Source organism: Streptomyces sp. NBC_01306 (genome assembly GCF_026340465.1).
GTDB lineage: Bacteria > Actinomycetota > Actinomycetes > Streptomycetales > Streptomycetaceae > Streptomyces.
In genome coordinates this window covers 511,356-536,497 of record NZ_JAPEPC010000001.1, presented here as the reverse complement: position 1 = coordinate 536,497, position 25,142 = coordinate 511,356, and the positions used below count along the sequence as shown (strand labels likewise).

Annotated in this window: 23 protein-coding genes; 10 read left to right on the top strand and 13 right to left on the bottom strand. The window is 70.6% G+C overall.

Features of this window, described 5'->3' with window-relative positions:
* The first annotated feature begins 46 nt into the window (after window positions 1-46).
* Both OG385_RS02300 and OG385_RS02295 read left to right on the top strand, forming a co-directional pair.
* A complete protein-coding gene (locus OG385_RS02300; RefSeq protein ID WP_266851331.1) occupies window positions 47-418 on the top strand; it encodes a hypothetical protein in 372 nt (123 codons plus the stop codon).
* A gap of 112 nt (window positions 419-530) precedes the next feature.
* Window positions 531-755, top strand: coding sequence for a hypothetical protein (locus OG385_RS02295; RefSeq protein ID WP_266851329.1), 225 nt, complete (start codon window positions 531-533; stop codon window positions 753-755).
* A 98-nt stretch (window positions 756-853) separates the two neighbouring features.
* On the opposite strand, the gene OG385_RS02290 is transcribed toward OG385_RS02295, so the two are convergent.
* Complete coding sequence (locus OG385_RS02290; protein WP_266851327.1) at window positions 854-1,660, bottom strand: helix-turn-helix domain-containing protein; 807 nt, start codon at window positions 1,658-1,660, stop codon at window positions 854-856.
* Window positions 1,661-1,709: 49 nt separating this feature from the next.
* Between OG385_RS02290 and OG385_RS02285 the strand changes: the two genes are divergently transcribed.
* Window positions 1,710-2,015: a 4a-hydroxytetrahydrobiopterin dehydratase gene (locus OG385_RS02285; RefSeq protein WP_266851325.1), complete on the top strand. Its 306-nt coding sequence runs from the start codon at window positions 1,710-1,712 to the stop codon at window positions 2,013-2,015.
* A 103-nt stretch (window positions 2,016-2,118) separates the two neighbouring features.
* Complete coding sequence (locus tag OG385_RS02280) at window positions 2,119-2,982, top strand: trans-aconitate 2-methyltransferase (protein ID WP_266851324.1); 864 nt, start codon at window positions 2,119-2,121, stop codon at window positions 2,980-2,982.
* Between the two features lie 183 nt (window positions 2,983-3,165).
* On the opposite strand, the gene OG385_RS02275 is transcribed toward OG385_RS02280, so the two are convergent.
* On the bottom strand, window positions 3,166-4,002 hold the full coding sequence (locus OG385_RS02275; RefSeq protein WP_266851322.1) for an aldo/keto reductase: 837 nt from the start codon (window positions 4,000-4,002) through the stop codon (window positions 3,166-3,168).
* Window positions 4,003-4,295: 293 nt separating this feature from the next.
* On the opposite strand from OG385_RS02275, the gene OG385_RS02270 reads away from it, so the two are divergent.
* Window positions 4,296-5,288, top strand: coding sequence for a glycosyl hydrolase family 18 protein (locus tag OG385_RS02270; RefSeq protein WP_266851320.1), 993 nt, complete (start codon window positions 4,296-4,298; stop codon window positions 5,286-5,288).
* A 110-nt stretch (window positions 5,289-5,398) separates the two neighbouring features.
* On the opposite strand, the gene OG385_RS02265 is transcribed toward OG385_RS02270, so the two are convergent.
* The gene (locus OG385_RS02265) at window positions 5,399-7,219 is read right to left on the bottom strand and encodes a long-chain fatty acid--CoA ligase (RefSeq protein ID WP_266851319.1); all 1,821 of its coding nucleotides are present in this window, start codon (window positions 7,217-7,219) and stop codon (window positions 5,399-5,401) included.
* Window positions 7,220-7,677: 458 nt separating this feature from the next.
* Entirely contained in the window at window positions 7,678-9,180 is a 1,503-nt protein-coding gene (locus tag OG385_RS02260) for an MFS transporter (RefSeq protein ID WP_266851318.1), read from the bottom strand.
* A gap of 135 nt (window positions 9,181-9,315) precedes the next feature.
* Between OG385_RS02260 and OG385_RS02255 the strand changes: the two genes are divergently transcribed.
* On the top strand, window positions 9,316-10,326 hold the full coding sequence (locus OG385_RS02255) for an Lrp/AsnC family transcriptional regulator (protein ID WP_266860568.1): 1,011 nt from the start codon (window positions 9,316-9,318) through the stop codon (window positions 10,324-10,326).
* A gap of 41 nt (window positions 10,327-10,367) precedes the next feature.
* Here the strand turns inward: OG385_RS02255 and OG385_RS02250 are convergent, their stop codons facing one another.
* Window positions 10,368-11,234, bottom strand: a complete 867-nt coding sequence (locus tag OG385_RS02250) for a LysR substrate-binding domain-containing protein (RefSeq protein WP_266851316.1) — start codon at window positions 11,232-11,234, stop codon at window positions 10,368-10,370.
* 119 nt (window positions 11,235-11,353) lie between these two features.
* On the opposite strand from OG385_RS02250, the gene OG385_RS02245 reads away from it, so the two are divergent.
* Window positions 11,354-12,376, top strand: a complete 1,023-nt coding sequence (locus OG385_RS02245) for a bile acid:sodium symporter family protein (protein ID WP_266851314.1) — start codon at window positions 11,354-11,356, stop codon at window positions 12,374-12,376.
* Here OG385_RS02245 and OG385_RS02240 read toward each other — a convergent pair.
* Window positions 12,366-13,292 (bottom strand): zinc-binding dehydrogenase, encoded by a 927-nt coding sequence (locus OG385_RS02240; protein ID WP_266851312.1) that lies wholly within the window; start codon window positions 13,290-13,292, stop codon window positions 12,366-12,368. The genes OG385_RS02245 and OG385_RS02240 overlap by 11 nt on opposite strands.
* 113 nt (window positions 13,293-13,405) lie before the next feature.
* Here OG385_RS02240 and OG385_RS02235 point away from each other — a divergent pair, with 113 nt between their 5' ends.
* Window positions 13,406-13,873: a MarR family winged helix-turn-helix transcriptional regulator gene (locus OG385_RS02235; RefSeq protein ID WP_266851310.1), complete on the top strand. Its 468-nt coding sequence runs from the start codon at window positions 13,406-13,408 to the stop codon at window positions 13,871-13,873.
* A gap of 53 nt (window positions 13,874-13,926) precedes the next feature.
* On the opposite strand, the gene OG385_RS02230 is transcribed toward OG385_RS02235, so the two are convergent.
* The 6 genes from OG385_RS02230 to OG385_RS02205 form a co-directional block, all read right to left on the bottom strand.
* On the bottom strand, window positions 13,927-14,589 hold the full coding sequence (locus OG385_RS02230; protein WP_266851308.1) for a hypothetical protein: 663 nt from the start codon (window positions 14,587-14,589) through the stop codon (window positions 13,927-13,929).
* Between the two features lie 147 nt (window positions 14,590-14,736).
* Complete coding sequence (fdhD, locus tag OG385_RS02225) at window positions 14,737-15,576, bottom strand: formate dehydrogenase accessory sulfurtransferase FdhD (RefSeq protein ID WP_266851306.1); 840 nt, start codon at window positions 15,574-15,576, stop codon at window positions 14,737-14,739.
* A 67-nt stretch (window positions 15,577-15,643) separates the two neighbouring features.
* Complete coding sequence (locus tag OG385_RS02220) at window positions 15,644-16,501, bottom strand: 2Fe-2S iron-sulfur cluster-binding protein (RefSeq protein WP_266851304.1); 858 nt, start codon at window positions 16,499-16,501, stop codon at window positions 15,644-15,646.
* Window positions 16,498-18,450 (bottom strand): NAD(P)H-dependent oxidoreductase subunit E, encoded by a 1,953-nt coding sequence (locus OG385_RS02215; protein ID WP_266851302.1) that lies wholly within the window; start codon window positions 18,448-18,450, stop codon window positions 16,498-16,500. Before OG385_RS02215 ends, OG385_RS02220 begins: the two co-directional genes overlap by 4 nt.
* Window positions 18,451-18,454: 4 nt before the next feature.
* The gene (locus OG385_RS02210; RefSeq protein WP_266851300.1) at window positions 18,455-20,413 is read right to left on the bottom strand and encodes a molybdopterin oxidoreductase family protein; all 1,959 of its coding nucleotides are present in this window, start codon (window positions 20,411-20,413) and stop codon (window positions 18,455-18,457) included.
* Between the two features lie 104 nt (window positions 20,414-20,517).
* The gene (locus tag OG385_RS02205; RefSeq protein WP_266851299.1) at window positions 20,518-21,534 is read right to left on the bottom strand and encodes a 2-dehydropantoate 2-reductase; all 1,017 of its coding nucleotides are present in this window, start codon (window positions 21,532-21,534) and stop codon (window positions 20,518-20,520) included.
* 296 nt (window positions 21,535-21,830) lie between these two features.
* On the opposite strand from OG385_RS02205, the gene OG385_RS02200 reads away from it, so the two are divergent.
* Window positions 21,831-22,769 carry a beta-ketoacyl-ACP synthase III gene (locus OG385_RS02200; protein WP_266851297.1) on the top strand — a complete coding sequence of 313 codons (939 nt, stop codon included), beginning with the start codon at window positions 21,831-21,833 and terminating at the stop codon, window positions 22,767-22,769.
* Between the two features lie 140 nt (window positions 22,770-22,909).
* Window positions 22,910-23,587 (top strand): GntR family transcriptional regulator, encoded by a 678-nt coding sequence (locus OG385_RS02195; RefSeq protein ID WP_266851295.1) that lies wholly within the window; start codon window positions 22,910-22,912, stop codon window positions 23,585-23,587.
* Between the two features lie 149 nt (window positions 23,588-23,736).
* Here the strand turns inward: OG385_RS02195 and OG385_RS02190 are convergent, their stop codons facing one another.
* A complete protein-coding gene (locus OG385_RS02190) occupies window positions 23,737-25,134 on the bottom strand; it encodes an OFA family MFS transporter (RefSeq protein ID WP_266851294.1) in 1,398 nt (465 codons plus the stop codon).
* Window positions 25,135-25,142 lie beyond the last annotated feature (8 nt).

The window sequence follows — 25,142 nt, the reverse complement described above, 5'->3', positions numbered from 1 at the left end:
CCCGTACCCCGCGCGCCCGCGCGATCCAGCAAGGAAAGTGAGCACGATGGCCGACACGGAGAACCAGGACACGCTTGTCACGGTGGCACTCACCGGCCACTCGGAGGAGGACGCGGCGGCCGTCTTCGGCGCGCTGCGCTCGGCCTTCCCCAGCGACCGGCCGGCCGGGGACGCCCCGCAGGCGGAGGTCCCCGGCCGGGTGACCGTGTGGTCGGCGTCCTACGAGGTGCTGGACGCGGACCCGGGGAAGCTCGGCGCAGCCACCCTGACGGCACCGGTCCTGGCGACCGTGCAGGGCGGCTACCACGCGGTGGACGTGATGCGGCACGCGCTGGGCACCGTGTTCTCCGTACAGGAGCAGGGCGAGGCCCTCGGTGACCAGGAGAAAGAGCTGAACCTCCAGTTGGAGAACAGGTAGCGCCCAGGGCTGCCCCCGGTCATCCGGCGCGCCCCGGCTTGAACTGCTCCAGACCGTCGTGACCGGTTCGGGAACCCGGCGAGGTGGGAGAATTACAAGGAAGGAGGCGGAAATGGAATACGTGATGCAGGCCCACCTTGAGGAGGGTTCGTCGCCCACGGACGAGCACCCCAGGGTGCAGTGGTGGCATATCGCGCACGTCAATGACACGACCGCCCTGTGCGGACGCGAGCTGGACCCGGCCGCGCCCAAACAGTCGACGGACGTCTGGGGTACCCCTGAGAGCCAGCCCTTCTGCCACTCCTGCGGCGCCCTGTATCTGCGGCAGGTGCCCTAGGGACTGATCTTCGTGGATCAGGCCGTGCCGGACGCCGCGGGCCCATGAAGTTCGGCCGGACAGGACCTAGTCGTTCGGTCCCGGGCGGCGCGGGACCGTCAGTCCGCCAGTGACCGCAGATAGGCGACCGTCGCGGGATCGGCCGGGAGGAACGTCTCGATCGCCAGCTCGGCCACCGTCACATCCATCGGTGTGTTGAAGGTGGAGATGGACGAAAGAAAAGACAGCACCCGCCCGTCGTGTTCGATCTCCAGCGGCAGCGCGAAACGCTGAACGGACCCCGCAACCCGCTCAGGCTGTTCTCCCGCCGACGCGGGAAGCGGATAGGCGGCGACCTCCTCGTACAGCTCGCGCAGCGATTCGGAGCGGGCCAGCGCCATCTGGCGCTCCATCTGGTGCAGCAGATGCCCCCGCCACTCCCGGAGATTACGGATACGGGGCGCGAGCCCGGAAGGATGCAGCGTGAGCCGCATCGCGTTCAGCGGGGGCGTGAGCAGCCGGTCGGGCACCCCTTCAAGGAGCATCGCGATACCGCGGTTGGCGGCGACCACGTCGTACCGCCCGTCCACCACTAGCGCCGGGTACGGCTCGTAGCCGCGCAGAAGCTGGTTGATCCCCTCGTGCAGCGCACCCATCGAAGGGTCGTCGAGCGTGGTCTCCGTGTACCGCGGCGCGTAGCCGGCCGAGACCAGCAGGGCGTTCCGCTCACGGACGGGCACGTCCAGGTGTTCGGCGAGGCGCAGCACCATCTCCTTGCTGGGGCGGGCGCGGCCCGTCTCGATGAAGCTGATGTGGCGGGCCGACGAGTCGGCCCGCAGGGCCAGTTCCAGCTGGCTGACCCGGCGCTGCCTGCGCCAGTCGCGCAGCAGTGGCCCCACTCCGGTGTCGAGAGCGACAGTTGTCATACCCAGACCGTAACGTCGTGTGCACAGTCTTCCGGAAGGAGTTTCGAACATGCCCGCAGAACCGCTGACGCAGAAAGAGACCGAGGACCGGCTGCGCGAGCTGCCCGGCTGGTCCCTGGACGGTGACCGGATCGCCCGTTCCTACCGGCTTCCCGGACACTTCGCCGCCACCGCGATGGTCGTTCACATCGCACAGATCCAGGAGGAGCTGGGCCACCACTCCGATCTGACACTCGGATACAACACCGTGGCGCTGAGCGTGCACACACATGACGCGGGCGGCGCGATCACCGACAAGGACTTCGAACTGGCCCGCCGGGTCGAGGAGGCCGCTCCCGGGCACGGCGCCGGCTGAGGAGCTGTCCGCAGCCGCCCGCGTACCGTCGCACAGCGCGAGGGATTTGCCGCAACGGCAACACCGCTCCCGCAATCGGGGCGGGACGGGGCACCCTGGCAGCATGAGCCACCACCACGACACCACCGAAATCGACTGGGACGTCATGGCCCCGCTCCTGGAGCGGGGCGCCGAGCTGCACAGGCCCGCCCACGAGGCGGCGGCGGCCTGGATCGCCGAACAACTCCCCGTGGCCGGCGTCCGCCGGATCCTCGACATCGGCAGTGGCCCCGGAGTCGTCAGCTGCCTGCTCGCGGAGGTCTTTCCGTACGCGGAAGTGGTCGCGGTCGACGCCTCACCCGCCCTGCTCGACCGCGCCCGGCACCGGGCGGGCCGCACCGGTCCAGGCGACCGCATCCAGACCCACTGCACCGAACTGCCCCAGGGGCTGGGCGAGTTGGGTGAAGCCGATCTGGTCTGGGCGGGCAGCTCCCTGCACCACATCGGCGACCAGCGCGCCGCCGTCGAGGGCCTGGCCGGGCTGCTGCGCCCCGGCGGCCTCCTCGCGCTGGTCGAGGGCGGCCTCACCTCCCGCCATCTGCCGCGCGACACCGGCATCGGCAGGCCGGACCTGGAGGCGCGGCTCGACGCGGCCGGGGCCGAGTGGTTCAACGAGATGCGGGCGAAGCTGCCCGGTGCCCGGCGCGAGGTCGAGGACTGGCGTGCGCTGCTGACCGCGTCGGGGCTCGCACCGAGCGGCACCCGGTCGTTCCTGCTCGACATCCCCGCGCCGCTGCCCCACGCCGCACGCGAGCAGCTCGTCGCGCACTTCACCCGGCAGCGGGAGGTCTATGCGGGCCGGCTCACGGAGGAGGACACGGCCGCCATCGATCTGCTGCTGACCCCCGAGGACCCGCGCGGACTGCTGCTGCGTGACGACACGTATCTGCTCACGGCCCGCACGGTGTACACCGCGCGCCGGGGCTGACGCACCGGACCCCGGCCCCGTCGGCCGAGGGGGACACCGGCCCCGCACACGAAGGCGCCGCCCGGAACGAACCGGGCGGCGCCGCCGCCGTACGGGGTGACCGCACCGATGCGGTACGGGTCACCGGGCCCGGGGCGATGTGCGGGACGGCGGGACCAGGCGCCGAGGGCCGTCCGGCGGGGATCAGACGCCGAGAGCCATGGTGGCCGGGTCGGCGCCCAGCCGCTTGCCCTCGTCGAGTGCCGCGATGGCCGCGAGGTCGTCGGCGTCCAGCTCGAAGCCGAAGAGGTCGATGTTCTCCTTGATCCGCGACGGCGTCACGGACTTGGGGATGACCACGTTCCCCGTCTGCAGATGCCAGCGCAGCACCACCTGAGCGGCGCTGCGGCCGTGCTTCTGCGCGATGGCGACGACGGTGGGGACCTCCAGCAGCCCCTTGCCCTGGCCGAGCGGCGACCAGGCCTCCGTGTGGATGCCGTGCTCCGTGTGGAAGGCGCGCGACTCGGCCTGCTGCAGCTGCGGGTGGAGCTCGATCTGGTTGAGGGCCGGGACCACCGAGGTCTCGCCCAGCAGACGCTTCAAGTGCTCCGGAAGGAAGTTGGAGACACCGATGGCCTTCGCGCGGCCGTCGGCGTGGATCTTCTCGAAGGCCTTGTACGTGTCCACGTAGGCGTCCTTGGAGGGGACCGGCCAGTGGATCAGATACAGGTCGACGTAGTCGAGGCCGAGCTTGGACAGCGAGGCGTCGAAGGCGCGCAGGGTCGAGTCGTACCCCTGCTCGGAATTCCACAGCTTCGTGGTGACGAAGAGTTCGTCACGGGCGATTCCCGATGCGGCGAGCGCCTTCCCTGTGCCCTCCTCGTTGCCGTAGATCGCAGCGGTGTCGATGCTGCGGTAGCCGGCTTCCAGCGCGGTGCCGACGGCCTTCGTGGCCTCGTCGTCGGCGACCTGCCAGACCCCGAAACCGAGCTGCGGCATCCGGGAGCCGTTGTTGAGGGTGATGAAGGGGACCTTGCTCACGAGCGGTTGACTCCTCTTGGTGCGTGATGGCGAATACGTCATCGGTTGATACGCCAATGGTCAACGATCACACGCCGCGGCCCATTCCCGCCCCCGTCCCGGGGAAATCTCCCGTCCCGAGGGTGCTCACGCCCCCAGGGGGCTCCCGTCCGGACTGCCCCGATGGCTCGAACTCCCTTGCGGGCAGTTCGAGTTGATCCTGTGCGTCCCCTTGACAACCAGTGTCCCGCCCGCTGATATGCGGTGTCGGTCAGGAAAGTTTCCTAACACTGTTCCGAGAGGACCACCCCCACATGCGCAGAGTCACGGCGGTACCCGCAGCGGCCCTCGGCCTGGTCTCCCTCGTCGCGCTTGCCCCTGCGGCCAGCGCCGCGCGGTCCACCGCCCCGGCGGCAGCCCCCGGCGCCATGGCGGCTGCCCCGTACGAATACCTCGGCTGGGGCAGCCCGCAGAAGCCGGCGGATGTGATGGCGGCGACCGGCGTGAAGTGGTTCACCCTCGCCTTCGTCCTCTCCGACGGCGGCTGCAACCCGAAGTGGGACGGTGACCGGGCGCTGAAGGGCGGCTCCGACGAGGCCGCCATCAAGGCGATCCGGGCGAAGGGTGGCGATGTCGTCGTCTCGGTCGGCGGCTGGAGCGGCAACAAGCTCGGCGAGAAGTGCTCCAGTGCGTCGGCCCTGGCGGGTGCCTACCAGAAGGTGATCGACGCCTACGGCCTCAAGGCGCTCGACATCGACATCGAGGACACCGAGTTCACGAACAGCACGGTCCGCCGGCGCGTCGTCGACGCGCTGAAGATCGTCAAGTCGAAGAACGCCGGCATCGTGACGTACGTGACGATGGGCACCACCCCGAACGGTCCCGACGCCACCGGCAAGGACCTCATCAAGAAGGGCGCGGCGGCCGGACTGGCCAACGACGCCTGGGTGATCATGCCGTTCGACTTCGGCGGCCACAGCGGCTCGATGGGCCAGGCGACGGTCGGGGCCATGGACGGTCTCAAGGCGGCGGTCAAGAGCGCGTACGGCTACGACGACGCCACCGCGTACCGGCACATCGGTGTCTCGTCGATGAACGGGAAGACGGACGACACCGACGAGACCGTCACCACCGGGGACTTCAACACGATCCTCGGCTACGCACAGCAGCACCACATCGCGCGGTTCGCCTTCTGGGCGGTCAACCGGGACCGCCAGTGCGGGTCCGGGAGCGACACGGACGCGTGCAGCGGGATCACCCAGTCGCCGTACGCCTTCACCAAGATCGCCGTCAAGTACACGGGCTGAGAGCGGGGGACGGGGGTGGGGGCGGGTCGGGGCGGCCGGCGGCGGGGGCAGGCCCCTGCTGTCCGCCGCCCCGCCGTACCCCTCCTGACGGCGCGCGTCCTGTCCGGTCTTCAGCGGTAGAGCGCCTCGACCTCTTCGCTGTACGCCGTCTCGATCGCCTTGCGCTTGAGTTTCAGCGACGGGGTGAGCAGACCGTGCTCCTCGGAGAACTGATGAGCGAGGATCCGGAACGTCCTGATCGACTCGGCCTGCGACACCAGGGTGTTCGCCGCCACCACCGACCGCCGGACCTCGGTCTCCAGCTCCGGATCACGCACCAGGGCGGCCGGGGACATCTGCGGTTTGCCGTGGAGGGAGAGCCAGTGGGCGACCGCCTCCTGGTCGAGCGTGACCAGCGCCGCGATGTACGGCCGGTCGTTGCCCACGACCAGGCACTGTCCGACCAGGGGATGGCCCCGTACCCGCTCCTCCAGCCCGGCCGGCGACACGCTCTTGCCGCCGGAGGTCACCAGGATCTCCTTCTTGCGGCCGGTGATCGTGAGATAACCGTCGTCGTCCAGCGAGCCCAGGTCGCCGGTGGAGAGCCAGCCTTCGTGGAGTACGTCGTCGGTCGCCTTGGGGGAGTTGAGGTACCCGCCGAACACGTTCAGGCCGCGCACCCACACCTCGCCGTCGTCGGCGATGTACACGGTGTTGCCGGGGATCGGCTGGCCGACCGTGCCGTAGCGGGTGCGCTCGGGCGGGTTGGCGGTGGCCGCCGCCGTCGACTCGGTGAGCCCGTACCCCTCGTAGATCGAGACACCGGCGCCCTCGTAGAACAGACCCAGCCGCCGGTCCATCCCCGAGCCGCCGGACATCGCGTGCCGCACCCGGCCGCCCATCGCCGCGCGCACCTTCGCGTAGACGACCTTCTCGAAGAACTGGTGCTGCATCCGCAGGCTCGCCGAGGGGCCAGGGCCCAGCCCGAACGCCTTGTGCTCCAGGGCCTCCGCATAGCGCACCGCCACCTCGACGGCTTTGTCGAAGGGCCCCGCCTTCCCCTCGGTCTCGGCCTTGCGGCGTGCGGCGTTGAAGACCTTCTCGAAGATGTAGGGCACGGCGAGGATGAACGTCGGCCGGAAGGCGGCGAGATCGGGCAGCAGCGCACGGGCCGCCAGCTCGGGCTGGTGGCCCAGCTTGACCCGGCCGCGGATGGCGGCGACCTCGACCATCCTGCCGAAGACATGGGCGAGCGGCAGGAAGAGCAGGGTGGACGAGGTCTCGCCGCGCTTGGAGCGGAACACCGGCTCCCAGCGGGCGACCATGGTGTCCGCCTCGTACATCAGATTGGCGTGGGTGATCACGCAGCCCTTGGGGCGGCCCGTGGTGCCGGAGGTGTAGATGACCGTGGCGACGGACTCCGGGGTCACGGCCCGCCGGTGGCGGTGCACCACCTCGTCGTCGATGCCGACGCCCGCAGCCAGCAGTTCCTCCAGCGCGCCCGCGTCCAGCTGCCAGAGTCTGCGCAGATTGGGCAGCCGGTCGATCACCGAGCCGATGGTCATGGCGTGGTCCTCGTGCTCGACCATGCAGGCGCTGACCTCGGAGTCGTACAGCATCCAGAAGACCTGCTCGGCGGACGACGTCGGGTACACGGGCACCGGCTGGGCGCCCACGGCCCAGAGGGCGAAGTCGAAGAGCGTCCACTCGTAGCGGGTCCGGCACATGATCGCGACACGGTCGCCGAAGCGCACTCCGTCGGCGAGCAGCCCTTTGGCGAGCGCGAGCACCTGGTCGCGGAACTCGCCGGACGACATGTCGTACCAGCGCCCGTCCTCCTTCCGGCCGAGGGCAGACCGGTGGGGATCGTCTTCGGCGTGCTCGAACACGACGTCCGCCAGTCCGCCGACCTGGGGCGCCGTCACTATGGGTGGGACAGTGAACTCGCGCAAAATGACCTGCTCCTATGTGACGCTCCGCACAGCGCCGTGACGCTACCCCAACGCGAGTTCCGGCGGGAGAGGGGTCCGGTGACCGGAATGTGGGGATATCGCGAGGCTCTGGAGGGGCCCAGCAGGTGAAATGTACCCAGATGGCGAAGCGTTGGGCACCCTCCTGACCGAACGGTAAGTTCCGCGAGGTGGAATCTCCACCGAATCTGTACGGAGAAGGCACGGAGGCCGCTCAACCCCTGTGACCTGCGGAGGTCATGTGGGCCGCACGTTCCGTCGGCGGCAGCGTCCCGTGACGTCGCTGTGATCCCGCTGTGACCGCGGGGGTGTCACCTGTGGTCACGGACGGTCACGAGGTGGCCGGAAAATGCAGAAGCCGGGGACAACGCGGAGGGTGCCCGAACGACTCGTTCGGGCACCCTCCGCGTTGCCGTGCGCTGTCCCGGGACGGGCCAGGGTCACCGGGCCGCGGCGACCTCCAGCTCCTCGGTGCGCACCACCGGCGCGGGCGCGGCCGGCGCGGGCCGCAGGAAGGCCAGTACGGCGATCCCGGCCACCAGGCCCAGGATGCCCGCGATGAGCGCGGCGCCGTTGAGCCCCGACGCGAAGGCGCTGTGCAGCGTCGCATCCGGGATCCGGGAGCGCAGCGCGGACGCTCCGCCGCCCGCCAGGACATGGGCGGCGGTGTGCGCCTGCGCGGAGGGGCCGGGCAGGGCCCCCTCCATCCGCGAGGTGAGCACGGTGCCGAACACCGCGACGCCCAGCGCGAACCCGAGTTGGCGGAAGGTGTTGACCGCGCCGCCCGCCATACCCGCGTTGCGCGGCGGTACGGAGGCGAGCGCCGCGCCCGCGAGCGCCGGCGACACCAGGCCGACCCCGATCCCGGCCAGCACGAGTCCGGCCGACAGACCGGTCCAGTCCGACCCCGCGTCCAGCGTGGCCTGGGCCAGCGCCCCTGCCCCGATGAGGACAAGACCACCGCCGATCACCAGCCGGGGCGACCTGCCGTGCAGCAGCCGGCCACCGAGCGCCGCCACCACGAACGAGGCTACGGCCAGCGGCAGTACGGCGAGCCCCGCCCGTACCGGGCTCATCCCGAGCAGCGTCTGGAGCCAGATCGAGGTGTAGGGCAGCACGCCGAAGGCGGCAGCGTTGAAGGCCAGCGCGCCCACCATCACCACGGCGAACGACGGCCGGCGCAGCAGCCCCAGGTCGAGCAGCGGATGGGCGGCACGCCGTTCGACGACCACGAACGCGGCCAGCGCCACCACGGCGACGGCCACGGCGGCCCCGGTACGTCCGGAGGTCCAGCCCACGGTGTCCGCGCGCACCACGGCGAACGTCAGGGCCCCGGCGAACACCGCGAAGGCCGCGGTACCGGCCCAGTCGACCTTGCGGTCGGTCTGCCGCTGCGACTCGGTGACCGTACGCAGCGTGATCCAGATGGCCGCCGCGCTCACCGGCAGATTGACGAAGAAGATCCACCGCCAGTCCAGCGACTGCGTCAGCACCCCGCCGAGCACCGGGCCGATGGCCGCGGCGGCGCCGCTCACCGCGCCCCACACCCCGAGCGCGACGCCGCGGTCCCGCCCCTGGTAGGCGGCGCCGAGCAGTGAGAGGGTCGTCGCGAACATGGCAGCGCCGCCCACCCCTTGCAGCCCGCGCATCGCGATGAGCATCGCCGGACTCGTCGAGAGGCCGCAGGCCAGTGAGGCCAGCGCGAACAGCGCGGTGCCCGCCGCGTACAGCCTGCGCCGCCCCGTGACATCGGCCGCCGCCCCCGCGCCGAGCAGCAGCGCGGCGAGCGCGAGCGCATAGATGTCGATCACCCACTGGAGATCCGAGAGCGACGCATGCAGCGAACCCGCCATGTCGGGCAGTGCCACGATCACGATCGTCACGTCGAGCAGCAGCATGAAGGTGCCCAGACAGACCGCTATGAGCGGCCCCCACTTACGCATTCGTTCTCTCCCGGTGTGCCGTGTTCCACGACCGGTGGTCCGTACTGTTTCCGGTCACCCGTACGATCGGTGAAGTACGGCGGGATCCGTTAACCACAGCCGGATATTCGCCGGAACCCGACATCAGGAGGCGAGATCCGGGTGGAATCGCATGACTTCGACGAGCTCGACCTCCAGCTGCTGCACGGGCTCGAAGTCAACGCACGTGTCTCTTTCAGCCGACTCGCGGGCGTGCTCTGTGTCTCCGACCAGACGGTCGCCCGCCGGTACCGGCGGCTGCACACCGAAGGCGGTCTGCGGGTGGTCGGGGTCCGTGACGCGGCGAGCCTCGGCCAGGACACCTGGATGCTCCGGCTGCGCTGTGCGCCCGACGCCGCCGACTCGATCGCCAGGGCGCTCGCCCGCCGCCCCGACACCGCCTGGATCGGACTCACGTCGGGCGGTACGGAAGTCGTCGGCCAGACCAGCGCGCGCACCCGCGGCGAACACGAGGAGCTGCTGCTCGGCAAGTTGCCGCGCACCCCGAGCATCACCGAGATCAGGGCCCACCAGCTGCTGCACCGCTTCTACGGCGGCCCCGCCGGCTGGCTCGGCAAGAGCCGCGCCCTGACCGACGCACAGGTGGCGGCGCTCCGTCCGTCCGGGACCGGGCGGACGGATGGCGCCGCCGCCACGGACTCCGGCATCACCGCGGACGACGAACCGCTGGTCGCCGCGCTCGAACGCGACGGCCGCGCCACCTTCGCCGAACTCCGGAAGGCGACCGGCCGTTCGGAGTCGGCGGTGCGCCGCAGGCTCGACCAGCTGCTGGGCTCCGGCACGCTCTTCGTCGATGTGCAGTTCGACTCCGAGCAGTTCGGGTACGGGATCGCGGCCCTGCTGTGGATCACCGCGGCCCCTTCGGCCCTGGACTCCGTCGGGCGGGCGCTGGCGACCCACCGGGAAGCGGCCACCGCGAGCGCCGTCTCGGGGCCGTGCAATCTGTTCGCGGTGGTGGTGTGCCGCGACACCCCCGAGCTGTACGCGTATGTGAGCGCACGCCTCGGCCGGCTGGAAGGGGTCCAGCACGTGGAGTGCACACCGATGCTGCGCCGGGTCAAGCAGCTCACGTACGAGGAGCGGCTCACCGGCCGCACGGTCTCCTAGGGGCTTTCGTCCGGATCAGGCCAGGCCCCGGAGCGCTCCGGCTAGGCCTGGTGGTGCAGCCGGTCGGCGCCCGCCAGGATCGCCGACGCCAGTGCGTCGGCTGCCTCCTGGGCGCTTCCGCCCGCACGGCCGTGCAGCAGGACGAAGTCCACGTCCCCGAGGTCGGGCAGCCCGGCCCTGGCCGGGACCTGGGTGAGGCCGGGCGGGATCAGGCCGCGGGTGTGCGCCATGATGCCGAGGCCCGCGCGGGCCGCCGCGATCAGTCCGCTGAGGCTGGTGCTCGTACAGGCGATGCGCCAGGCGCGGCCGTCCTCCTCCAGCACCTCCAGCGCACGGGCGCGGGTGATGCCGGGCGGCGGGAAGAGGATCAGCGGGAGCGGGCGATCGGGGTCGATGCGCAGCCGGGGGGCGCCGATCCAGGTGAGGGCGGAGCGCCAGACCAGCTCGCCGTGGCTGTGCCCGTTGCGCCGCTTGGCGAGCACCAGATCGAGCGCGCCCGCCGCCAGCTGCTCGTGCAGGATGCCGGAGAGGCCGACGGTGAGCTCCAGATCCACCTCGGGGTGCTCGGTGCGGAACGACTCCAGGATCTCCGGCAGCCGCGTCAGTACGAAGTCCTCCGACGCGCCGAACCGCAGCCTGCCGCGCGGCCGGGTGCCCGCGAAGAACGCCGCCGCCCGCTCGTGCCCCTGGAGGATCGTCCGGGCGAAGCCGAGCATCGCCTCGCCGTCCTCGGTCAGCTCCACGCTGTGGGTGTCCCGGGTGAAGAGCATCCGGCCCGTCGCGTCCTCAAGCCGGCGGACATGCTGGCTCACCGTCGACTGGCGCAGCCCCAGGCGGTGGGCCGCCTGGGTGAAGCTCAGGGTCTGCGACACGGTGAGGAAGGTACGCAGCTGCGCGGGGTCGTACATGATCCATAGGTTATCGCGCATCGTGATGTCAGTCAGAGTGGTATGCAGGATTCCCGATCATGGATATCGCGTGGACGATGGAGAGGGCACGTTCCGCACCCCGAGAGCAAGTGGAGAACATGAGCCGCCGCAAGATGCAGTTTCCGTCCTGGCTGCCGATCGATCCGTACATCCTGGCTCTGATCGGCACGGTCGCCGTGGCGGCGCTGCTGCCGGCCCGCGGCACGGCGGCCGATGTGGCCGGGGGTGCGTCGACCGGAGCGGTGGCCCTGCTCTTCTTCCTCTACGGCGCCCGGCTCTCCACCGCCGAGGCGGTCGAGGGGCTGAAGCACTGGCGGCTCCATCTCACCGTCCTGGCCTGCACCTTCGTCGCGTTCCCGCTGCTCGGTCTGGCGGCGAAGGGACTTGTACCGTTCGTCCTGACGCCGCAGCTCTACAACGGGCTGCTCTTCCTCTGCCTGGTGCCGTCGACCATCCAGTCGTCGATCGCCTTCACCTCGATCGCCCGCGGCAATGTGCCCGCGGCGATCTGCGCCGGCTCCTTCTCCTCGCTCGCCGGCATCGTGGTGACCCCGGTGCTCGCGGCGCTGGTCCTGGGCAGCAGCGGGGGCGGTTTCTCCGCGGACTCCCTGCTGAAGATCGTGCTGCAACTGCTGGTGCCCTTCGTGGCAGGACAGTTGCTGCGCCGCTGGGTGGGCGGCTTCCTCGTACGGCACAAGAAGGTTCTCGGCTATGTCGACCGGGGCTCGATCCTGCTGGTCGTCTACGCCGCGTTCAGCGAGGGCATGGTGCGCGGTGTCTGGCACCAGGTGAGCTTCGTCCGGCTGCTGGGGCTGCTCGGGGCCGAGGCGGTGCTGCTCGCCGTCATGCTCGCCCTGAGCTGGTACGGGGCCAAGCGGCTCGGCTTCGCCCGTGGTGACCGGATCGCCATCCAGTTCGCCGGGTCGAAGAAGAGCCTGGCGGCCGGACTGCCCATGGCGAGCGTGCTGTTCGGCGCACAGGCCTCGCTGGCGGTGCTGCCGCTGATGCTCTTCCACCAGATGCAGCTGATGGTCTGCGCGGTGATCGCCAAGCGCCGCTCGCGCGACCCGCTGCCCGAAGAGGCCGTGCAGACCGAATCCGCCCAGACCGCTATGACGTGACCAGCACCACCTTGCCGAGATTGGCACGGGATTCGATGAACCGGTGGGCGCGCGCGGCCTCTTCGAGCGGGACCTCGGCGTGTACGGCGGCCCGCAGCTGCCCGGTGCGGTGCAGCTCCCACAGTTCGGCGCACCACCTCGCGTACAGCTCGGGCTCGTTCCTGGCGATGAGCGCCATCTGGAACCCGATGACCGACTTGGCGCCGGTCAGCAGGTCGTACGCCTGAAGGGTGCCGCCACCCGAACTGAACGCGACCAGCCGTCCGTTCGGCGCGAGGGCCGCGACCGCCGGGGTGAGCAGCGCTCCGCCGACCCCGTCCACGACGACGTCCACCGGCTCGCCCCAGTCCGGGGCGTCGTAGGTCACCACCGCGTCGGCGCCGAGCCCCCGCAGGAATTCCGACTTCTCCGGCGAGCCGGTGGCGGCGACCACCCGGGCGGCACCGTCCAGCCGGGCGAGCTGGAGCGCCAGATGGCCGACGCCGCTCGCCGCGGCCGTCACCAGCACCGATTCGCCGGGGCGGGTCCTGGCGGCAGCCAGCGCGCCCCGCGCCACCAGCCCGCTGCGCACCAGGGCCACGGCGTCCACCGCGCTCGCGTGCTCCGGGATCCTGGTGGCGAACGGCTCTGCCAGGACGGCGAGGTCCGCATAGGAACCGGCGAAGCAGAGCCCGGTCACCCGGTCGCCGGCCGAGAAGCCGCCGACCCCGGCCCCGACGGCGACGACCGTGCCCGCGATCTCCCCGCCCAGCGGCGCGGGTTCACTGCCCTCGCGCACTTTCCGTACGGTCGGCAGGGTCACGCCGATCGCCTCCGAGCGCACCAGGAGTTCGCCGGGTCCGGGTTCGGGGGCGGGAACGTCCTCCAGGTACAGGACGTCCGGCCCGCCGTTCCTGTCGTACCGAACACGGCGCATGGGTGCCTCCAGAAGTCGTGGGGGAGCGGTGTCGTGGGAGCGATGTCGTTGGGAGCCCCAACGGTATCTGATTTTCATTGGGAGGCCCAATGGTTTCGCGCTAGGGTTTCCTCATGACTCCCGACACCCCTCCCGCCCTCGCCCGGATCACCGCTCTCCCCAGCTGGCTGCTCGGCCGGGCAGCGGCCCGCGGACACCGGCTGCTCGCCGACTCGTTCGCCGGTGAGGGGATGCGGCTGCCGCACCATGTGGTGCTGACCGCCGTCGCCGCGCTCGGACCCGTGTCCCAGGCGGAGCTGGGCCGTACGGTGCGCATCGACCCCAAGGACATGGTCACGGTGCTCAACGAACTCCAGGACAAGGGCATGGTCACCCGCACCGCCGACCCCGCGGACCGGCGGAAGAACGCGATCGCCGTCTCGCCCCCGGGGCGCACCGCGCTGCGCCGTCTGGAGGAGCTGGGCGACGCCGCCAACGACGAACTGCTCGCCCCGCTCGATCCGGCCGAACGGGCCCAGCTCACCGCACTGCTCACCCGGATCGTGCACGCGCCCGACGGCACGGCCGGCAAGGAAAAGTGATCTCCCAGAAGTGATCTCCCAGAAGTGATCCCGCAGAGGTGGTCCCCGGGCGGTCAGACGCGCCGGGGTGAGGCCAGCAGATAGGCCGCGCCCGCCCGCCGGTCCGCATGTGCCGAGGTCTGCCAGCCCGCACGCTCCAGCGTTTCGGCGTACGCCCGGGAGTCCGGACCGTCCACCCGGACCGCCTGGGGCTGCGCCGACTCGCTCACCAGATAGCCGCGGCAGCAGCCCGCCTCCAGGGCGAGGGCGGCGGCCTGCGTCAGATGCGTACGCTCCCAGTCGCACGGCCGCTCCACCGAGCGGTCCGGGTTGGTGACCCGGCGCATCTCGACCAGACCGGCCCAGGCGCTGCGCACCTCGCGTTCCCGCAGGGGGTCCGGATCGGCCGGGGCTCCGGTGTCCCCGGTGGCGGTGCGGGCGTGGAAGATGCCGGTCGGCTCCCCGGCCCCGGATCCCGGCGCCGGTGCGGGGTCCGGGTCCGGCTCGGGGTCCGGGTCCGGCTGCGGGACCAGCCTGACCGGCTCGGCGTCCAGCCGTTCCCGCAGCCGCTGCCCGGCCGGCGTCAGATAGTGCCGGTGCGGGGGCCGTGGGTGGCGCAGCGCGAGACCCTGGGTGACCAGCGAGGCGAGGGCCGCCGCGGGGCCCCGGAGCAGTCCGGACTCGGCGTCGGCGGTGCGGATCGCCCGGCGCTGGGCTGCGGACGGCTGGCGGGTCATGCCCCTGACCGTACTGCCGCCGTACGGCACAGCGACAGCGCTCGCCGCCTCCCTTCGGGGGGCGGCCGCAGACGGGCGGGCCCGGGGCCGGCCGGCGCAGGGGGCGCTCCCCGCCGGCCGGTCCGCCGACCCGTGCCGCGGGGCGTGTCAGACCCCGGAGTGCAGGGCGACCCGCTCGTCACCCGCGTACACGTTCATGGAGGAGCCACGGAGGAAACCGACCAGGGTCAGGCCGGACTCGGCGGCCAGGTCGACGGCCAGCGAGGACGGCGCGGACACGGCGGCGAGGACCGGGATTCCCGCCATCACCGCCTTCTGGGCCAGTTCGAATGAGGCGCGCCCGGAGACCAGGAGAACAACCTGCGAGAGCGGGAGCAGGCCGTTCTGCAGGGCCCGGCCGACCAGCTTGTCCACCGCGTTGTGGCGGCCCACGTCCTCGCGTATGTCCAGCAGTTCGCCCTCCGGCGTGAAGAGCGCGGCCGCGTGCAGCCCCCCGGTCCGGTCGAACACCTGCTGTGCCGCCCGCAGCCGGTCGGGGAGGACGGAGAGCACATCGGGTTCCACCCGGACCGGGGGAGTGTCGGCGATCGGGAAGCGCGCGGTGGTCCGGACCGCGTCCAGGCTGGCCTTGCCGCAGAGCCCGCACGACGAGGTGGTGTACACGTTGCGTTCCAGCGTGATGTCCGGGAGCTCGACGCCCGGCGCCAGCCTGACGTCCACCACGTTGTACGTGTTCGAGCCGTCGGCGGTGGCCCCCGCGCAGTACACGATCGACTGGAGCTCGTCCGCCGAACCGAGCACGCCCTCGCTGACCAGGAAGCCGGCGGCCAGCGCGAAATCGTCGCCCGGGGTGCGCATGGTGATGGCGAGAGCCTTGCCGTTCAGCCGGATCTCCAGCGGCTCCTCGGCCACCAGGGTGTCGGGGCGGGTCGTCACCGCTCCGTCCCGGATACGGATGGTGCGGCGGCGTTCGGTGACCCGGCCCATGGGAATCAGTCCTACTCTTCGATCGGTACGGCGGTGATCAGAGCTGCGGCGATCAGTACTGCTGCGGTCAGCGCTGCGACACGTGCTGGAAGCCGAAGCGGCCCTTGATGCACAGGTTGCCGTGGGTCACCGGGTTGTCGTGCGGCGAGGTGACCTTGACGATCTCATTCTCCTGGACATGGAGGGTGACGTTGCAGCCCACCCCGCAGTAGGCGCAGACCGTGGTCGTCTCCGTCTGCGCCGACTCGTCCCAGGTTCCCGCCTCGCGCATGTCGAACTCCGACTTGAAACTGAGCGCCCCGGTCGGGCACACCTCGATGCAGTTGCCGCAGTACACACACGCCGAACCGGTGAGCGGTGCGTCGTGCTCGGTGGAGATACGGGCGTCGAAGCCACGGCCCGCCACCGAGATCGCGAACGTGTTCTGCCACTGGTCACCGCAGGCGTCCACACACTTGTAGCACTGGATACATTTGTCATAGTCGCGGACGTACAGGTCATTGTCGACCTTCGGTTCCTCATTGAGCCGCGCCGCATCCGTCCCGAAACGGCCCGGCTCGGCACCGTACTCCTTGATCCATTCGGCGGCGCGCGGAGTGGTGGAGAGGTCTGTCGCCGATGCCAGCAGTTCGAGGACGGTCTTCCGGCTGTGCCGGGCGCGACCGGTGTCCGTCCGCACCGCCATACCGGGCTCCGCCCGGCGCGAACAGGCCGGTGCCAGGGTCCTGGCACCCTCGACCTCGACCACACACACCCGGCAGGCGTTCTTGGGGGTGAGCGTGTCGCCCTCGCAGAGCGTCGGAATGTCCTTTCCGGCCGCCCGGCACGCCTCCAGAATCGTGGAACCCTCGGGAACCCGGGTGTCCTGCCCGTCCAGGCGGAATTCGATGAGCCGCCTCGGCGGCTGCAGCGGTACGGCGGTCATTGGTCACCCCTCGGTCCCTGCCCGGCCTCTGATCCCTGCGGTGTTCCGTACACGGGTGTTCCGTAGACGCCGAGGCGGTCGATCGCGGACTCGACGGCGCTCCAGGCCGCCTGCCCGAGCCCGCAGATCGACGCGTCCTTCATCGCCTGCCCGATCTCGCGCAGCAGCGCCACATCGGCGGCTGCGCCGGCCCCGCCGCGGTCGAGCAACCGGTGCAGCGCCTCTTCCTGCCGTACGGTCCCGATCCGGCAGGGCACGCACTGACCGCACGACTCGTCACGGAAGAACTCCGCGATCCGCAGCAGGATCCGGGGCAGCTCGACGGTGTCGTCGATGACGAGGACGACACCGGAACCGAGTGTCGTCCCGGCCGCGCGGGTCCCCTCGAAGGTGAGCGGGATGTCCAGCTCGTCCGGGCGTACGAAGCCGCCCGCGGCTCCGCCCAGCAGCACGGCCCGCAGGGACTCCGGCCGGCCCGCAAGATCCAGCAGCTCGCCGAGGGTCGCACCGAACGGCAGCTCGTAGACCCCGGGCCGTGCCACCCGTCCCGAGACGCAGAAGAGCTTCGGCCCGGTGGACCCCTCCGTACCGATCGCGGCGTAGGCCTCGGCCCCCATCGTCAGGATGGGCGCCACATTGACCAGCGTCTCGACGTTGTTGGCCGCCGTCGGCTTCCCGAAAAGGCCCTTCTCGACCGGGAAGGGAGGCTTGGACCGCGGCTCGCCCCGGTAGCCCTCGATCGAGTTGAACAGGGCGGTCTCCTCGCCGCAGATGTACGCGCCCGCGCCGCGCCGCAGTTCGATGTCGAACGCGTACCCCTGCCCCAGGACGTCATCGCCGAGGAAGCCGCGGGACCTGGCCCGGCCGATGGCGTGTTCCAGCCGTGCCACGGCCGACGGGTACTCGCCGCGGATGTAGAGGTATCCCCGGTGGGCGCCCGTCGCGTACCCGGCGATGGTCATGGCCTCGATCAGGGCGTACGGGTCGCCCTCCATCACCACCCGGTCCTTGAACGTGCCCGGTTCGGACTCGTCCGCGTTGCAGACGAGATAGTGCGGATGGTCCGGCTGGGCCGCGGTGGCCTGCCATTTGCGGCCGGTGGGGAAGGCGGCGCCGCCGCGTCCGGCGAGCCCGGCGTCGGTCACCTCGCGGATCACCCCTGCCGGACCGAGGGCGAAGGCCCGGCGCAGGGCGGAGTAGCCGCCGTGCGCGCGGTAGTCGTCCAGTGAGGCCGGATCGACGACGCCGACCCGCCGCAGGAGGATCAGCCCGTCCTGCCCGGCCTGCGGTACGGCCATGGCGGCGGACGGCTCGGATGGGGCCGCCTCCGGAGCTCCGGCGGCCGACGCGACACCTTCGGCGGTGGCGGGAGCGACCACGGCGGAGGCCCGGTGCCGCAGGGCGCCGCGCCCGTCAGATGGTCCCTCCGTCCCGGCCACGGGCGCGGGTTCACCGGCCCGCAGCACCAGCGCCGCCGGAGCCCGCTCGCACAGCCCCAGACACGGACTCGGCTGCCAGGTGACACCCCCGGCGGCCGTGCCGGCGGCGCCCAGCCGTTCCTCGATCCCCGCGCGGAGCCCGGCCGATCCCTTCACCGCGCAGGCCAGGTCCGTACAGACGTGCACCACTGTCGCCGGCCGGGGCCGGACCGCGAACATCGCGTAGAACGTGGCGACCCCGTACGCCTCGGCGGGCGGCACGGTCAGCCTGCGGCACACATAGTCCAGCGCCCCCTCGCTGATCCAGCCCGTCCGGTCGTTGACCGCGTGCAGAGCCGGCAGCAGCAGATCGCGCCGCTCGCGTGCGGCCCGGCCGCCGACCGCCCAGCGCAGATCCGCCTCCCCGCGTTCCGCCCCGCCCTCCCAGGCCGAAGCGGGCGGTCCGAGCAGTGCGTCGACCGCCTCCCGCTCCTCGTCGGTCGGCTTGCAGTCACCGAAGTGCAGGTCCACTGCGTCAGCTCCTCACAGCCGCGCCGCTGTCCGGCACGGCCGCGGCGGACAGCTTCTCGATCCGGACGGCCGACGCCTTGAACTCGGCCGTGCCGGCGATCGGGCAGTTTGCCTCGATGGTGAGCTGGTTGGTGTCGACCTCGTCCGGAAAGTGCATCGTCATGAAGGCAAGACCGGGACGCAGACCGGGGTCGATCCACACCGGGGCGACCACCGAACCGCGCCGTGAGGCGATCCGTACCTCCTCGTCCGCCTCCACCCCGTACGCCGCGGCGTCCTCGGGGCAGAGCTCGATGTACTCGCCCCGCCGCAGTGGCGAGGCGAAACTGCCGCTCTGCACACCGGTGTTGTACGAGTCGAGCCGCCGCCCGGTCGTCAGCCGGATCGGGAAGCCCTCATCGGTGAGATCGACCGGCGGGTCGTGCCGGACGATTCCGAACGGCGCCGGCCGCCCCCGCCGTCCCGGATCGGGCTCCCACAACCTGGCGTGCAGGAAAGGCGGTTCGAGCTTCCCGGTGTCCGGGCACGGCCACTGGATGCCCTGGTGTTCCTCCAGCCGCTCGTACGTCATGCCCCAGTGCTGGGGGGAGACCGACCGCAGCTCGTTCCAGACGGACTCCGCGTCGGCGTACTTCCAGGGATGGCCGAGCCGCCCGGCGAGGTCACAGATGATCTCGATGTCCTCGCGCGCCTCGCCGGGCGGGCCGACCGCCTTGCGCACCCGCTGCACCCGCCGTTCACTGCTGGTCGTGGTGCCTTCGGTCTCGCACCAGGCGGCGGTCGCCGGCAGGACCACATCGGCCAGTTCAGCGGTCCTCGTCAGGAAGATGTCCTGCACGACCAGGCAGTCGAGCCGCCGCAGCCGGTCCATGGCCTGTTCGCTGTCGGCCTCCGACTGCGCCGGATTCTCTCCGACGCAGTAGACGGCCTTCAGGTCGCCGCTCTCCATCGCCTCGAACATCCGGGTCAGATTGAGACCGTACGAAGGCTGGATGACCGTGCCCCAGGCGGCTTCGAACTTGCTGCGGACGGCCGGTTCCAGGATGTCCTGGAAGCCGGGCAGCCGGTCGGGGATGGCGCCCATGTCGCCGCCGCCCTGCACGTTGTTCTGCCCGCGCAGCGGCTGTACGCCCGAGCCGTACCGGCCGACGTGCCCCGTCAGCAGCGAGAGGTTGATCAACGCCCGTACGTTGTCGGTGCCGTTGTGGTGCTCCGTGATCCCCAGCGTCCAGCACAGCTGGGCCCGCTCGGCGCGTGCGTAGGCGTGCGCCAGGTCGCGGATCGCCTCCGCCGGTACGCCGGTGACCTGCTCGGCGGCGGAGAGCGTCCAGGGCTCGACCTCGGCGGCGTACGCGTCGAACCCCGTCGTGGCCCGGTCGATGAACGCCCTGTTGTGCAGGCCCGCGTGGATGATCTCGCGGCCCACGGCGTGCGCCAGCGGGATGTCGGTGCCGACGTTCAGCCCCAGCCAGCTCTCCGCCCACTCGGCGGTCGATGTGCGGCGCGGGTCGACCGCGTACATCCGGGCGCCGTTCCTGATCCCCTTCAGTACATGGTGGAAGAAGATCGGATGGGCGAACCGCGCGTTGGAGCCCCACATCAGGATCAGGTCGGTGTGCTCGACCTCTCCGTACGACGAGGTGCCGCCGCCGGATCCGAACGCCGCCGACAGCCCCGCGACACTGGGTGCGTGGCAGGTGCGGTTGCAGGAGTCGACGTTGTTGGTGGCCATCACGACCCGGGCGAACTTCTGCGCCACATAGTTCATCTCGTTGGTGGCCCGGGAGCAGGAGAACATCCCGAAGGCGCCGCGCGCCGCCCGGAATCCCTCCGCGGCCCGCTCCAGCGCCTCGTCCCAACTGGCCCTGCGCAGTGCTCCGTTGCTGTCGCGCATCAGGGGGTGGGTGAGCCGGGCGTAGGTCTTCGGGGTTCGGTCTCGCTTCTTCACGCTTGCGCTCCTCATGGAGATGATCAGCGATGATTCAGCGCCCAATTGCATACAGTATCCTGTAGGCGCCGGCCGAACGGAAGCCCCTCGCAAGGGATTTGCGGTCCGGCCGGGCCGGATCAGCCGGCTGTGGTGGTCGCGCTCGTCGGAGCGGATGTGGCCGGTGCGGCCGTCGTCGACCGGCTCAGCAGGTCCGCCATGGCGTGCACGGTCCGCAGCGTGGGCACCGGCACCCCGGTCACCCCGGCCAGCTCGACCACCGCCGCGAGCAGCACGTCGAGTTCGAGCGGCTTGCCCTTCTCCAGGTCCTGGAGCGTGGAGGTCTTGTGGTCGCCCACCCGCTCCGCGCCGGCCAGCCGCCTCTCGATGGAGATGTCGGGGCGGCTGCCGAGCGCCGTGGCGACCTGGAGCGTCTCGGCCATCATGACCTCGATGACCCGGCGGGTGTCGCGGTGGACGCACATCTGACGCATGGTCGCCCGGGTGAGGGCGCTCAGCGGATTGAAGGAGATGTTGCCGAGCAGCTTGATCCAGATGTCCTTGCGCAGGTCGCCCTCCACGGGGCACTTGAGGCCGCCCGCCGTCATGGCGGCACTGAAGTCCAGGCAGCGCCGCGACGTCGAACGGTCCGGCTCGCCGATGGAGAACCGGGTCCCCTCCAGGTGCCGGACCACCCCGGGCCCGGCCAGCTCCGTCGCCGCGTACACGACGCAGCCGACCGCGCGCTCCGGTGGCAGGACGGCGCTGACCGCCCCGCCCGGGTCGACGCTCTCGATCCGATGGCCCTCGTGGGGGCCGCCGTGCCGGTGGAAGTACCACCAGGGGATGCCGTTCTGCGCGGCGACCAGTGCGGTGTGCCGCTGGAGCAGCGGCTCGACGAGCGGCCCGCACGCCGCGTACGAGGTGGCCTTGAGGCCGAGGAAGACATAGTCGACCGGGCCGATGGCTCCCGGGTCGTCCGTGGCGTGCACCCGCGCGGTGAAGTCACCACGCGGGCTCAGGACTTGCACCCCGTCCCGCCTCATGGCCGCCAGATGCGGCCCACGGGCCACCAGATGGACATCGGCGCCGGCGCGGTGCAGTGCCGCTCCGACATAGGCGCCGATTGCTCCGGCGCCGAGAACTGCGACTTTCACGAGGGCTCTCCGTTCGGTCGTACGTACCGATGGAAACCGGGTGATCACTCGGAGTGCTCATGACGTGTCGACGCGCCCATATTCTGTCGACAAAATAGTGTCTACAGTATCGGGCTTCGGTCGACAAGGGTGCTGACGCGCTTCCCTGTCCGCCGCCGCTGCCCGGTCCACGCCCGGAAGTGATCCGAAGCCTCCAAGAGGAACGCCCGAATCCTGTTGCTTTACATGCCGTCGTACCCGTGAGTCGCTGACGAGACTGGAGGGCTCCTGACATCAGCAGCAGAGGGGTCCCGGGCATGACCGGAACACGCATCGCCGCACTCGGCCATTACCAGCCGGCCAAGGTGCTCACCAACGACGATGTAGCCGCCCTTGTCGACACCAGCGATGAATGGATCCGGACCCGGGTGGGCATCAAGACCCGCCACATCGCCGGACCCGACGAGCCGGTGGACGAACTCGCTGCCCAGGCCGGAGCCAAGGCCCTCGCCGGTGCAGGACTCGCGCCGGGCGAGATCGACCTGGTCATCGTCGCGACCTCCACGGCGATCAACCGCTCGCCGAACATGGCCGCGCGGGTGGCCGCCAAGCTGGGCATGGGCTCGCCCGCGACCATGGATGTCAACGTCGTCTGCTCGGGTTTCACCCACGCCCTGGCCGTCGCCGACCACGCGGTACGCGCCGGATCCGCCGGGCGTGCCCTGGTGATCGGCGCCGACAAGATGACCGAGATCGCCGACTGGACCGACCGCTCCAGCTGTGTCCTGATGGGGGACGGGGCAGGCGCCGCCGTGATCGAGGCGTGCGCGGAGGACGCCATCGGCCCGGTGCTGTGGGGATCGGTCCCCGGGATGGGGGACGCCGTACGGATCGAGGGGACACCGCCGCGCTTCGCCCAGGAAGGGCAGTCCGTCTACCGCTGGGCCACCACCCAGCTGCCGCCGATCGCCCGCAAGGTCTGCGAGAAGGCGGGTGTCACCCCCGAGGAGCTGGCGGCCGTCGTACTGCACCAGGCCAATCTGCGGATCATCGAGCCGTTCGCCGCGAAGATCGGTGCGGTGAACGCGGTGATCGCCCGTGATGTGGTCGATTCCGGCAACACATCGGCGGCCAGCATTCCGATGGCCCTGTCCAAGCTGGTGGAGCGGAGGGAGATCCCGTCCGGCGCGCCGGTCCTGCTCTTCGGCTTCGGCGGAAACCTCTCGTACGCGGGACAGGTCGTCCGCTGCCCGTGACCGCCGCCGGCCGGTGAAGGTACGTCACTGAGGCCGGGTAGTTCGGTTACGGCCCGTTGCGCTCGGTAGACTGTAGACGATAGCCAATTGCTCTACGCCGACACGCCGCTGGCTCCTCCGGGGTCAGAAGGGGGACCGCGATGTTGTCCACAGGACTGCCGCAAGGGGCCGTACCGAAGCTTGAGCGGCCGGGACCGCTGCGTGAGCGGGTGTACGAGGCGCTGCTCGAACTCATCACCACACGGGCGCTGTCCCCGGGCCAGCATCTGGTCGAGAGCGAACTCGCCGGCCATCTCGGCGTCTCCCGGCAGCCCGTGCGCGAAGCACTCCAGCGGCTCAACACCGAGGGATGGGTCGATCTGCGGCCCGCACAGGGCGCGTTCGTCCACGAGCCCACCGAGCAGGAGGCCGACCAGCTGCTCTCGGTCCGTACGCTTCTGGAGGCGGAGGCCGCACGGCTGGCCGCGGCGAACTCCGGGTCCGCGGGAATCGCCGCGCTGGAGAAGCTGTGCGCCAAGGGCGAGCGGGCGGTCGCCGACGACGACGTGGACCTGGCCGTGGCGACCAACGCCGAGTTCCACGCCAAGGTCATGGAACTGGCCGGCAATGTCGTCCTGTCGGAGCTGGCCGGCCAGGTGGACCGCCGGGTGCGCTGGTACTACCAGCCGGTCGCCCGACGGCGCGGCAAACAGTCCTGGACCGAGCACCGGGCACTGATCGCGGCGATCTCGGCACGGGACGAGGCGGCCGCGACATCGGTCATGCAGGCGCACACGGAGCACACCCGTACGAGCTACCACCAGCGCGAGAAGGGCTGAACACCCGGATCCCGGAGGCATGGCCGGCTATCCGGCAGCGGCCCTCCGCGCGGCTCGGACCGAGCCGCGCGGAGGGCCACTTGCTGCGCTGCGCCGTTGCGTACACGCCGTTCCGTACACGCTGCTCCGTACGCTGGTGACGGCCCGGATCAGACGGCTTCCCTGCTGACCGGCAGCGGGTTCGGAGCGATGTCGGCGGCGCGTGGCCGCCCCGGCTGCCTCAGCAGCAGTGCGATGACCGCGGCCACCATGGAGATCCCTCCGGCGAGTGCGTACGCGCCGTTGTACCCCCAGGCGTCCACCACCGTCGACCCGAGCCCGCCGCCGAACAGTCCGCTGACCAGCTTGCCGCTGTACACCAGACCGTAGTTGGTGGCGTTGTAGTTCTCTCCGAAGTAGTCCGGGGTCAGGGCCGCGAACATCGGGTAGAACGCACCGCCGCCGAATCCGGAGAGGAACGCGAAGACCAGGAACAGCCATTCGCTGTGGATGTCACCGGCCCAGATCACGCCGAACTGCGCGAGACCCAGGACGAGTATGACGAAGAACAGGGTGAGCTTCCGACCCCACAGATCGGACAGCCAGCCCACCACCGCCCTGCCGACGCCGTTCACCACGGCCATCAACCCCATGGACGTCGCCGCCACCAGCGGACCGAAGCCCACCTCCTTCGCGAAGTCGACCTGGAAGGAGATGCCGAATATCGACACCCCGGCGGTGATGACCACGGCCACCCACATCAGCGGGAGCATGCCGCTCCTGATGGCCTCCTTCGGGGTGAACTGCTTCACCGCGGGCGGGTTCTTGGCCAGACTCCGGGCGCTCCTCCGGTCGCCCGTGAAGTGCAGCGGGTCGATCTCCGACGGCCACCAGTTCTTCGGCGGGTCCTTGAAGAACCACGCGCAGATCACCACGGCGATCAGCACATAGACACCGATCAGATCCAGCACCTCGGCGCAGTTGGAGGTGTCGAAGGCGTAGTTGAAGATGAAGATGAAGGGGAGCGACCCATAGGCGAACCCGCCGTTGACGAACCCCGTCTTCGCACCGCGCCGTTCGGGGAACCACTTGCCGACCATGTTGATACAGGTGGCGTAGACGAGGCCGGAGCCGAGTCCGCCGATGACGCCGAAACCGCAGATCGCCAGGAAGACATTGTCGAGATGGGCGAGTGCGACGAAACCGACGAGACAGAGAACGGCGCCCAGAACCGTCGCGCGGCGGGCGTTGAGTATCCCCTTCTCCCGCATCCAGCCCGCGGGGAAGGCGATTCCCGCCTGGAAGAAGACCCAGACACTCAGAATCCAGAAGGTGTTGCTCTGCGTCCACCCATGAGCCGAGGAGAGAGTGTCCTCGGCCGAACCGTATGCGTACTCCGACACGCTGATGGCCATCATCGCGACCCACGGCAGATACACCATGAGTTTGCGCGAGTGGCCCAGGAGATCCCGGTCCGTCTCGCCGACGCGGTAGACGCGGCCCTTGCTGTCCGACACTTCCCGGTAGGCGACCGCCCCGGCCGCCGACCGTTCGTTCCCTGTACTCATCAGGTCCC

Bases quoted from the DNA above. Each gene is read 5' to 3' on its own strand.
- fdhD (WP_266851306.1), bottom strand. From the start codon at position 15,576: ATGGGCCGGGTCACCGAACGCCGCCGCACCATCCGTATCCGGGACGGA.
- OG385_RS02240 (WP_266851312.1), bottom strand. From the start codon at position 13,292: ATGCGCCGTGTTCGGTACGACAGGAACGGCGGGCCGGACGTCCTGTAC.
- OG385_RS02290 (WP_266851327.1), bottom strand. From the start codon at position 1,660: ATGACAACTGTCGCTCTCGACACCGGAGTGGGGCCACTGCTGCGCGAC.
- OG385_RS02200 (WP_266851297.1), top strand. From the start codon at position 21,831: ATGACCGGAACACGCATCGCCGCACTCGGCCATTACCAGCCGGCCAAG.
- OG385_RS02210 (WP_266851300.1), bottom strand. From the start codon at position 20,413: ATGAGGAGCGCAAGCGTGAAGAAGCGAGACCGAACCCCGAAGACCTAC.
- OG385_RS02280 (WP_266851324.1), top strand. From the start codon at position 2,119: ATGAGCCACCACCACGACACCACCGAAATCGACTGGGACGTCATGGCC.
- OG385_RS02230 (WP_266851308.1), bottom strand. From the start codon at position 14,589: ATGACCCGCCAGCCGTCCGCAGCCCAGCGCCGGGCGATCCGCACCGCC.
- OG385_RS02250 (WP_266851316.1), bottom strand. From the start codon at position 11,234: ATGTACGACCCCGCGCAGCTGCGTACCTTCCTCACCGTGTCGCAGACC.
- OG385_RS02245 (WP_266851314.1), top strand. From the start codon at position 11,354: ATGAGCCGCCGCAAGATGCAGTTTCCGTCCTGGCTGCCGATCGATCCG.
- OG385_RS02220 (WP_266851304.1), bottom strand. From the start codon at position 16,501: ATGACCGCCGTACCGCTGCAGCCGCCGAGGCGGCTCATCGAATTCCGC.
- OG385_RS02190 (WP_266851294.1), bottom strand. From the start codon at position 25,134: ATGAGTACAGGGAACGAACGGTCGGCGGCCGGGGCGGTCGCCTACCGG.
- OG385_RS02235 (WP_266851310.1), top strand. From the start codon at position 13,406: ATGACTCCCGACACCCCTCCCGCCCTCGCCCGGATCACCGCTCTCCCC.
- OG385_RS02300 (WP_266851331.1), top strand. From the start codon at position 47: ATGGCCGACACGGAGAACCAGGACACGCTTGTCACGGTGGCACTCACC.
- OG385_RS02260 (WP_266851318.1), bottom strand. From the start codon at position 9,180: ATGCGTAAGTGGGGGCCGCTCATAGCGGTCTGTCTGGGCACCTTCATG.
- OG385_RS02270 (WP_266851320.1), top strand. From the start codon at position 4,296: ATGCGCAGAGTCACGGCGGTACCCGCAGCGGCCCTCGGCCTGGTCTCC.
- OG385_RS02195 (WP_266851295.1), top strand. From the start codon at position 22,910: ATGTTGTCCACAGGACTGCCGCAAGGGGCCGTACCGAAGCTTGAGCGG.
- OG385_RS02295 (WP_266851329.1), top strand. From the start codon at position 531: ATGGAATACGTGATGCAGGCCCACCTTGAGGAGGGTTCGTCGCCCACG.
- OG385_RS02285 (WP_266851325.1), top strand. From the start codon at position 1,710: ATGCCCGCAGAACCGCTGACGCAGAAAGAGACCGAGGACCGGCTGCGC.